At 32.1% G+C, this 9,409-nt stretch carries 18 protein-coding genes; all 18 read left to right on the top strand.

Annotated features, from left to right (window positions below):
* Window positions 1–861: hypothetical protein (locus PF569_01365; protein MDA3854877.1), on the top strand; the 861-nt coding region annotated here is incomplete at its 5' end.
* Window positions 862–931: 70 nt separating this feature from the next.
* A complete protein-coding gene (locus tag PF569_01360; protein ID MDA3854876.1) occupies window positions 932–1,234 on the top strand; it encodes a hypothetical protein in 303 nt (100 codons plus the stop codon).
* Window positions 1,227–1,712 (top strand): M23 family metallopeptidase, encoded by a 486-nt coding sequence (locus PF569_01355; GenBank protein ID MDA3854875.1) that lies wholly within the window; start codon window positions 1,227–1,229, stop codon window positions 1,710–1,712. The genes PF569_01360 and PF569_01355 overlap by 8 nt, the downstream gene beginning before the upstream one ends.
* Window positions 1,681–1,977 (top strand): hypothetical protein, encoded by a 297-nt coding sequence (locus PF569_01350; GenBank protein MDA3854874.1) that lies wholly within the window; start codon window positions 1,681–1,683, stop codon window positions 1,975–1,977. The genes PF569_01355 and PF569_01350 overlap by 32 nt, the downstream gene beginning before the upstream one ends.
* 3 nt (window positions 1,978–1,980) lie before the next feature.
* Window positions 1,981–2,307, top strand: coding sequence for a hypothetical protein (locus PF569_01345; protein ID MDA3854873.1), 327 nt, complete (start codon window positions 1,981–1,983; stop codon window positions 2,305–2,307).
* Window positions 2,270–2,569 (top strand): hypothetical protein, encoded by a 300-nt coding sequence (locus tag PF569_01340; GenBank protein ID MDA3854872.1) that lies wholly within the window; start codon window positions 2,270–2,272, stop codon window positions 2,567–2,569. The genes PF569_01345 and PF569_01340 overlap by 38 nt, the downstream gene beginning before the upstream one ends.
* A 273-nt stretch (window positions 2,570–2,842) precedes the next feature.
* On the top strand, window positions 2,843–4,426 hold the full coding sequence (gene groL, locus PF569_01335) for a chaperonin GroEL (protein ID MDA3854871.1): 1,584 nt from the start codon (window positions 2,843–2,845) through the stop codon (window positions 4,424–4,426).
* A gap of 15 nt (window positions 4,427–4,441) precedes the next feature.
* Window positions 4,442–4,744 (top strand): hypothetical protein, encoded by a 303-nt coding sequence (locus tag PF569_01330; GenBank protein MDA3854870.1) that lies wholly within the window; start codon window positions 4,442–4,444, stop codon window positions 4,742–4,744.
* Between the two features lie 122 nt (window positions 4,745–4,866).
* Window positions 4,867–5,400 carry a lytic transglycosylase domain-containing protein gene (locus tag PF569_01325; GenBank protein ID MDA3854869.1) on the top strand — a complete coding sequence of 178 codons (534 nt, stop codon included), beginning with the start codon at window positions 4,867–4,869 and terminating at the stop codon, window positions 5,398–5,400.
* A 60-nt stretch (window positions 5,401–5,460) separates the two neighbouring features.
* Window positions 5,461–5,733, top strand: coding sequence for a hypothetical protein (locus PF569_01320; GenBank protein MDA3854868.1), 273 nt, complete (start codon window positions 5,461–5,463; stop codon window positions 5,731–5,733).
* 1 nt (window position 5,734) lies between these two features.
* Window positions 5,735–6,433: a hypothetical protein gene (locus PF569_01315; GenBank protein MDA3854867.1), complete on the top strand. Its 699-nt coding sequence runs from the start codon at window positions 5,735–5,737 to the stop codon at window positions 6,431–6,433.
* A 1-nt stretch (window position 6,434) separates the two neighbouring features.
* Window positions 6,435–6,776: a hypothetical protein gene (locus tag PF569_01310; protein ID MDA3854866.1), complete on the top strand. Its 342-nt coding sequence runs from the start codon at window positions 6,435–6,437 to the stop codon at window positions 6,774–6,776.
* Window positions 6,773–7,048 (top strand): hypothetical protein, encoded by a 276-nt coding sequence (locus PF569_01305; GenBank protein MDA3854865.1) that lies wholly within the window; start codon window positions 6,773–6,775, stop codon window positions 7,046–7,048. The genes PF569_01310 and PF569_01305 overlap by 4 nt, the downstream gene beginning before the upstream one ends.
* Before the next feature lie 5 nt (window positions 7,049–7,053).
* Window positions 7,054–7,281: a hypothetical protein gene (locus PF569_01300; GenBank protein ID MDA3854864.1), complete on the top strand. Its 228-nt coding sequence runs from the start codon at window positions 7,054–7,056 to the stop codon at window positions 7,279–7,281.
* Window positions 7,275–7,649: a hypothetical protein gene (locus PF569_01295; GenBank protein ID MDA3854863.1), complete on the top strand. Its 375-nt coding sequence runs from the start codon at window positions 7,275–7,277 to the stop codon at window positions 7,647–7,649. The genes PF569_01300 and PF569_01295 overlap by 7 nt, the downstream gene beginning before the upstream one ends.
* On the top strand, window positions 7,630–7,806 hold the full coding sequence (locus PF569_01290) for a hypothetical protein (protein MDA3854862.1): 177 nt from the start codon (window positions 7,630–7,632) through the stop codon (window positions 7,804–7,806). Before PF569_01295 ends, PF569_01290 begins: the two co-directional genes overlap by 20 nt.
* Before the next feature lie 279 nt (window positions 7,807–8,085).
* Window positions 8,086–8,700 (top strand): hypothetical protein, encoded by a 615-nt coding sequence (locus PF569_01285; GenBank protein ID MDA3854861.1) that lies wholly within the window; start codon window positions 8,086–8,088, stop codon window positions 8,698–8,700.
* 420 nt (window positions 8,701–9,120) lie between these two features.
* Window positions 9,121–9,255, top strand: a complete 135-nt coding sequence (locus tag PF569_01280; GenBank protein MDA3854860.1) for a hypothetical protein — start codon at window positions 9,121–9,123, stop codon at window positions 9,253–9,255.
* The last annotated feature ends 154 nt before the right edge of the window (window positions 9,256–9,409 follow it).

Here is a 9,409-nt window from a genome sequence, read left to right as displayed (position 1 = left end):
GCTATACAAAAAGCTAATATTCTAGGTAACGCTCAAGTAGAAAAAATAGAGAAAGAATTACTTGGACTTGGAAACTTAGAACAACACTTTTCAAACTTCAATGATAATGATAATCCTATTGTAGCAATATTAGATAAGTATACTCGAGGTATTTACTTCGGACTACATAATGATGCTAATGATCCTTTTATAATGTTGGCAAGCTTAGATGGTGAAGTTGTAATAGCAATAGACACAAGCGGGAATTGTGCGACAGTAAATGAAAATGGGAAAGTAGAACTAACTAGAACATTAGAAGAGGAAATGAAACAACAGGCTAATCCTTCACTGGCATTTATACAACTCACTAGAATTGCTAATCATGACAAGTGGTCAATTGAAAGACCTTTCTATTTCCAATTTACAGGTAAGGACAGAGTCCTTCCCCTAGAGGATAAAGACTATAATCTTGAATCTATTGAGAAGTTGTTTATGAACTCGAAAGGTGACCATTCTTATATTTTTAGAGATCTAGAGTTCTTAGTACCCACCTATTTATATGATGATAGAGATATACTAGGTGTTAGACAAGTAGATTCTCGGGGAGTATTTAATAATGATACTAAAATTATTATATATGTTATAGCATTTAACTTCTTAGATTATATAAGCACACAACCACGCATTCAACGAGAGCTTATAAAACTAGATGCTAGTAAAAAAACAATAAAAGACTCAACAGAGTTAAAAGTTCAAAAACTAGGTTCAGAAATAACAGCTACTATGGAGACTATAAGGGTGTTTAACCTTGCAAGAGTGTTTCTAAACTGTTTAGTAATTGTAGCCTGTCTAGGTATCTTTTCAGTGTTAAGACGAGACTAGGTAATCAAGAAGGAGAATAAAATTGATCTACGAAATTTTGCAAAACCTTTCATTTTCCTTTTTTGGCGTAATGGTAAGATTTTTATTACATCAATCAGAAAAAATAGGATGGAGAGACTTGATAGGCTACCCCCTATTACTGACATTATTGACTTTACTATTCTCATCTAAATTAGAGAATATTAACGCTGAAACTTACTGGGGTTTATGTGGTACAGCAGGTTATATACTACCTATGTTTAAAAAAGTGATGAAAGGTGATAATCTATTAAAAATAGCAGTAAAGAGTGTAAAAGGTGCTAAGTCTATGAGTGATAACTTTATTGATGAACTAGATAAAAAACTAGATGAGGAGGACAATGATAATGAATAAAAGAACTGAGAAATGGGGAATATATGCACCTAATAAAGGTATTGTAGCTTTAGCTTATGATTCTAGTGATTATGGCTTAACAGTCATAATAGAGTACCCTTGTGGTACTAGAACACTTCATGCTCATAACAGCAAACTACTAGTAGAAACAGGTGATAGAGTTGAAAGAGAGCAGTTGATTGCTATTATGGGTGATACTGGTAGAGGTATTCCAAAGCCTAATAAACATAGTCATCTAGGTTGTATTCCAAAAGGTAGACCCCTAACTAATCTAAATGAGAATTGTATAAATCCAGTACCATTTCTAATAAGAAATAATTGTGCATATCCTACCAATACTAAAGTATCAGGAGCTTTTCAAGAGGACTATGGGAGCTACTACCATGAAGGTATAGATTTTAGTGGACTAGAAGAAAATATAATAGATAATTGGGAAAATGGTATTAATGCCAATACTCAATATTACTATAAGAAATAAGGAGAAGATTATGAAGGAATGGTTTTTAGGACTAAGAGCAAAGTTATGGGCTTCGCTAGAGAATAAAGGAAGATATACATCATTCTTGGGAATATGTATTATAATAGGTAGTGTTACTAAGCCACTAATACAACATAATAGAGGCGTTGTATTTGAAGAGCAGTATTTAATACAAGCTATTTACTTTGTAGTTATGGGTGTGATACTAATTATTCTACCATCATATATTAAAATTTCAAAAGACGGACTAGAGATAAAGGATTAAATTATGGCAACATTTTTACTAATTATTAAAATAATAAGTTATCTAGCTTCAGGAATACTAGCATCAATAGTATTCATAAAAAGAGAATTAAAAGCTAAGGAAGCTAGAAAGAAACTAGTAGTATTCTATGAGATTGAACTACAAAAGAAAGATGAATCTATTAGATTTTTAACTGCTAGAGTAAAAGGATTGATAAAACTAGAGGAGGAAAAAAATGATGTCAAAATTAAAGTTAAAAATGCTAAAAAAGAGCTTGATGATATTTCTGATACTGAGCTTAACGATAGGTACGATGACAGCCTGTCAAACATGCCCAAAAAGTCAAGGTAATATAGAGCTTGAAGAAATTAAAGAAGACGTTAAACAATACCTAGATCCTGGGTATTTTCCAGCCTTGCTAGACATAAGTAATTTTAGTGGAGCGAATAAAAAGAATATACTCGAGTACTTATTAGAGGTTTATTCAGAGCATTTACAATTATTATTGTCTGCAAAAGTAACAGGATCGTTTAATGATGACATTGACTTCGAGATAGAAGACTGTAGATCCGCTATAGAATGGATGGAGAGCTTGACAAAAGATACTAATTAATGATAAAGCACTATTATACTATAAGATGTGAGAGTCTTTAGTATAATAAGTGCAATAACAATAGAAACAGAGCTTATTAGCTGTACCAAGATTAAATATGAGGTTTATGTACTTTCCTTTTGTTTAACTCTCACCTTGGTACAACTAGTAAGCTTTTTATATTTATAGGAGAAAAGTACATGAAAAGTGTAAAAAGAGAAGAATTAGTACCACTTGACATTTAACACAATAAATATTATTATAGTATATAAACAATAAAGAGAGGAAGAAAATTTGAAAGAAATTAGATTTAAAGAGGATTCTAGAACTAGTTTACTATCTGGTATAGGAAAAGTAGCTGATGCAGTATCAGTAACGCTAGGAGCTAGAGGTAGAAATGTAATAATAGGAACTAAAAATGGTTCACCTATTATCACTAAAGATGGGGTAACCGTAGCAAAGTCTATAGAGCTAACAGACTCCTTTGAAAATATGGGTGCTACACTTATTAAAGATGTAGCTTCAAAGACTAATGAGGAAGCAGGGGATGGAACTACATCAAGTGTAGTACTAGCTAGAGCAATAGTTAATGAAGGAATTAAGAGTGTTTCTGCTGGATATAATCCAATGGGAATTAAAAGAGGAATTGATAAAGCTACTAAATTAGTTGTATCAGAACTACAGGATTTAGCTATAGAAATATCTAGTCAAGAAGAAATTGCTCAGATAGGTGCTATCTCAGCTAATGGAGACAAAGAAATTGGTGAAGAAATTGCTACAGCTCTAGAGAAAGTAGGAAAAGAAGGAATAGTTACAATTGAAGAGTCTAAGTCAAGTAAGACATATACAGAGTTTCTTGATGGTATGTCTTTTGATAGAGGTTATATATCACCTTACTTTGCAATGGACAGGGAGAATATGACAACAACATTAGAAGACCCTTATGTCTTAATGACTAGTTCTAATATATCGTCTATGGCTAGTCTTATGCCTATATTAGAGCAACTTGTAGAAGCTCAAAAGCCTCTATTGATTATTTGTAATGATCTAGAGGGAGATGCTCTAGGAGGTTTGGTTACAAATCTGATGAAAGGAGTGTTTAAGGTTTGCGTTGTAAAGCCACCATCATTTAGTGAGAATAGAAAGTCTATGCTAGAGGACATAGGAATTGTTACTAATGGGCATTTACTCAATGAAGAACTAGGAGAAAAGTTAGAAGACTTAAAGCTTTCGGACTTAGGAAAAGCAAAGAAGGTTGTTGTTACTAAAAATGATACAACAATTATAGATGGAGATGCTACTATAGAGGATGTTGATTCAAGAGTTAATCAGATTAGGACTCAGCTAGAAGAATCAACATCAGACTATGTTTCTGAAAAACTACAAGAGAGACTAGCTAAATTAGCTGGAGGAGTAGCTGTACTACATGTAGGAGCAATGACTGAAGTAGAACTTATAGAAAAGAAACATAGGCTTGAGGACGCATTATCGGCCACAAGAGCTGGTATAGAAGAGGGAATAATTGCTGGTGGAGGCACAGCACTAGTTCAGATATCTGTCAAGCTAAACTCTATAGATATAAGCTCATATACTGAAGAGGAGAAGATTGGTTTTAATATTGTAAAAAGAGCTATTGAAGAACCTGTAAGACAAATAGCTGAAAACGCTGGTGAAGATGGAGCTGTAGTAGCTAATGAAGTTAAGAGATCTAAAAAAGGAATAGGCTTCGATGCTCAAGAGTTAAAGTATGTAGACATGTTAAAAGCTGGAATAATTGATCCTGTTAAAGTAACAAGGATTGCACTAGAATCAGCTTCTAGTGTTGCTGGCTTACTAATAACAACAGAAGTTTCAATTGTAGAAATAGAGGATAAATAAGGGAGAATTAAAATTATGTTAGGAATTATTATAGGAACTATACTATGTGTTATAGTTATGTCACTAGGTATTATCATGTATATCAATGATGATTGTAGTATTGTAGGTATGTTATTATCTACTTTTGGTGGTATAGGTGTACTTATTTTCACCATATTTATTGGAGTATATGGCTTTGAGTGGAAAGCTTCAGAAGTAAAAGCTAAACTAGTAAATAAAGAGTATGGAACTAGTTATACAAAAGAAGAGGTATTCTATGCTGAAGATGTCATAGAAACTATCCAAGAGATAAAGAGAACTAGACTAGATATTCAATAAAAAATACTAATTAAAACATGAAGCCTAAGATAAAATATACTATCTTAGGCTTTTTTTATTAAAGCTATTGACTTATTGTAACGATAAATACTAATATACTAAGATAAGAAAAGGAAACAAACATGAAAAGAACACTAGTATTTATAGTATTATTAAGCCAGTTTTTTATAGTAGCTTATGCTAAAGCTCCTGTAGACCCTGTAGCATTCAAGAGAACTGAGAGAGGCTTCATAGAGATGGCACCAGAGAAATATCATAGCATATTAAGATCTATCAGATTTAGGTTTGATATACCAGAGGAACTTTTATATGCTGTGCCAATGATTGAGTCATCTTGGGAAGAGGATGCTGTGAGTCCTGCTAACTGTCAAGGCCTTATGCAATTAAACCCTAAATATGAAGAGTGGTTCATAGAGGAATTCTGGGGATATACTAATGTAGATTTTGACATATCCAACCCAAAGCATAATCTTTATGTAGGATTTGCGTATCTAGCTTGGTTATATAAACAAGTAGGTTCTTGGGATTTAGCTCTATATGCATACAATAGTGGATTAACAACTGTGAATAATCATTTAAACACTGGAAAGTCATTACCCTTAGAGTCTATAAACTATATTGTTAAAGCGGAGAAACTAGGAGTTATATTTAATTAACTAATTTTACTTGACTAATCAGTAACCTTAATATAATATTAAATGAGTGAGGAATTGAAGATGCAAAGATGTAGTAGAGCTTATACAAAAACAAGTACATTAGAATCTAAAATTAGTACACTTGAAGATGCTTGTAATTTGCTTTATGAGTTTGATTCTAGCTATACTGAGTTGATAGATAAGACAAGAGAACTCTATATTCATTTAAGTAGAAAAGACGAGTTGATACAATTCCTCGTACAGCATAGAGGAGAATATTACTATAACTATATCAAGGTTGTATTCACTGGTGAAATAAATAAAAACAAAGCTTATATAAGGGAGATTAAATAAGATGGAAGAAAATGTAAAAAAGAAAGATGGTTTTGATGGTTCTAAAGAGTTGAGTCATCCATCGTTTGGTAGTGTTAGTTTAAGTAAGATTACATGTGGAAATAAAGCTATGTTTAGATCTAGCATAAAACACGATAATTATATTAGCCTAAAAATTAAACAGTCTCACTTATGTCGTAGTCATTCAGAGGATAATCATTCAAGTGTTGGGGAACAAACTATAGTCGAGATAGCTTTGTCGCCTCTACAGTTCAGTGAGATGCTAACAACTATGAATTATGGTGAAGGTGTGCCTTGTACTATAGAGCATAGGATAGATTATGATAATTGTAACTATATTAAATATCCTGATGAAATGGCCCATAAAGATAAGCTTCAAGAGTTTTTAGATGAAACAGGTGATGTATCAAAAGACCTACAAAGATTTATTAAACCCCATTTAGAAAAAGTTTCATCTAATTTAGATTTAAATAAAACTTTAAGCAAGACAGCACAAAAAGAACTGTTGAAAGATTTGCAAACAGTAATGGATCATTTAGGTTCTAACTCTAAGTTTTTTATGAAGCAATTTACTAAATACATGGAAAGCACAGTAGTAGAGGCTAAAGCTACTATCGACTCTCATGTTGATGCAGTTGTTAGACAGACAGGATTAGAGGCGATCAAGGCTAATAAAATGTTAATAGAGGAGATTAAATAAGATGGAAATAGAGATTGTAAAGCCAATGATTAATGCAGAGATTGTTAATACAATAATGTATCAATCAATTCAAGAGAAAGTAAGACTTATCCTATTAGAGCATGAAGACCTAGAATCTATAGGAAATTATGTGGCGATAGATTTAGAGGGTGATACATACTCTTATGGATCAGAGCCTGAGTTTAGAAGAGGATTCTCTTGGGAACTAGGTAGTGATATAGACACTAACTATAATACTTGCTATACTGGAGAACTACAAGAAGTGTTGACTACTAAAGAATTAGCTTTTATAGAGGATAATTGCTCAATGCTAATATGGCAAATAGGAGAAATAAAGGAATGAAAACCATATTGAAATTACAGAAGTTTCTAATAGAAAAGAGGGTGGAATGGCATTACTTTGTGGAGTATGATAAAGAAGACGTGGTGATATTTATTAATGACTATGACTATGAAGAGTTCAAAGAAGTATTAAGTGATCCCTATCTATATGATGAGGATGGATTTACTATCATACTAAAAGATACTTATCTAGCAATAAAGATGGAACAGATACTTGATAGACTTGACTTATTATTAGAAGATGTATTTGATAAAGAGGAGAAAGAGGAATAGGGGTTATGAGTAAACTAATGTATGGAGATTGGAAGAAGGGAAATAGGATATCTGTAGTAGGTGAGCCACAAGCTTTCTATCTTTTCATAGAGGATAAAGGAGCTTCTAGACGGTTTAAAGGTAAAGAGGCCTTTAGACTATATCATGAGCTTAAGAATCTATATGAAAATAAACATAAAACTAGATTTATTAAACTTGTTAAAGAAAGGTGGAAGAAGAAACTAATATGTTAACAGTTGAAGAGAGAACAAGATGCTTTAAGTATCTTAGTAAAGAATGGATTAACTATAAAGAAGATGGTATGCACTATATTCCAGAATCAGAAGAGTGTAGTATTTATGTAATAGATATAGAAGATGGAGTACTTACTGGCGGTGTTGCTCACTATGAATTGTTTCTACAGAAGGTTATAGAAGGAATAAATAAAGATGACAGACTTATGATAGTTACATCAACTCAGTTTATAGAGGTTTATGCTGAAGACTATGAGATCATGATACAAGTTAATATTCCTGATTATGAAAATATCAATGAAGCAAAAGAGACTGCAATAAGGTATGTAGTAAAGGAGAGTAAGAGTAATGAATCAAACAAATCATAGGATAACAGTTAAAACCAAACTCAGTGGGGTAGTTCTATATGAACAAGAGACAGGCTTAATGTTTGACTCTTATATCAAAGCATATAGACTAAAAGAGGAGCTTCAAGAGAATTATGATAGTAATGTAGTTGAGGTTAAGATAGAAGAGGTGGGGTAAAGTGAATATATAACACACACTATAGACTACTACACACACTATAGACTACTACACATATGATAAGTACTATTCCTATGAAAAAGCGTGATTTAATCTATTCCGTAGAAACGTACTATACTTATTAGAAAGGCACAAAAACTACATAAGTAAAACTAATAGCATGTATAAGTAAAATTAATAACAAAACATTTCTTTTTAAAAACCAACTTTCTACCTATTGACATTTAAACACTACTCATAGTATAATCAACCAAAGATGAAAAAGAGGAGAATAAGAATATGAAAGAATTAAAGCTTAAAGTTAGTCCTGAGAGACTGTCAGGTGAGTGTGAAGGGTGCTATTTTGAGAGTCATTGTAATTTTGCTAGTGATCAAGTAAAGGCTATAGACAATACAAGGTATAACTGTGGTAAAGACAGCATAGTTTATGTATTAGATACTGACATAAAAGAGGGAGATTCAACAACTGAGCCTACCACACCTCAGGTTGGTTCAATACAAGCTATACTTGATGCTTCAAATCCAATGTGGTTATATGGTGCAATGGACAAGGATGGAGTAGTATATCTCTATGATAATAAGCCTTATATTGAAGGTGTATACTGGGGTGATAGAGGACATTCAGCAGTGATTCTAGATGAGCTACTTGATGAATCGTTACTTACTAAAGAATGGAAAGAATCCCTTGTAACTAGAACAGGCTATAAAGAAGAATATATATGTGAGTTTAAGAGAGGTCAAGCTGTACTAGTTAAAGGTGATAAGACTACTGAAGAGAGAGTAAGAGTATTCAAAGAATATAAAGATGATATGTTCAATGTATATCCTAGTGATGGTATATACACTGAAGAATGTTGGACTGAGTGTAGAGCTTTTGAGATAGAGGAGAAATAAGGATGAATAGTAAATTAGATTTTAGTGGTATTTCAACCAAGAGAAGAGCCTATTAAGTGTGTGGTAAAACTTTAACAGCTTTTGATTATTAAAGTATAAAGGAGAAGAGATGATGAAAAGATACTTAATTTACCTTTGGATCATATTTAAAACACGTAGGTATAAAAATCTATGTGGGTTTAAAAACGGTGTTTGTATTAATGTAGAATCTTGTTGTACTGACTGTAGACATCTTAAAGATAGTAAATGTAGTATAGTATGTGTGCATTGTAATATTTGGTTTTGCCAAACTGTTTGCAAATCTATGAGTAAAAAGGATTATTTATATATAAATAAACTTTATGATCTAGCTGATAGATATGATATGTTAGATTTTAGGTCACCATTTAATATTATTAAAGTATATAAGAAGAATAGAGAATGAATTGTAAAGATGTTGTTATATGTAATAACCATGAGTGTGATAATTGGAAACATGAGAATGATTATATGTCATGGGGTGATAATAAATTAGAATTAGATAAAACTTTAAGGGAGTATGGTAAAAATGAATAATGAACAAACAACTAATGAGGTGCTACAACTCGGTACTTTGAATCTAACCTTGACACCAGACACTTACTTCCTGATGTTTCATGATGTAACTAATGATAATAAAGAAGTAGGAAAGTTCTTTCTAAAAGATGGACTATTTGAATTTGAGGGTGAC

The sequence above is a fragment of the Candidatus Woesearchaeota archaeon genome (assembly GCA_027858315.1).
Classification (GTDB): Archaea; Nanobdellota; Nanobdellia; order Woesearchaeales; family UBA583; genus UBA583.
The sequence above is the reverse complement of the archived record's forward strand: the minus strand, read 5'-3'. Positions and strand labels throughout refer to the sequence as shown.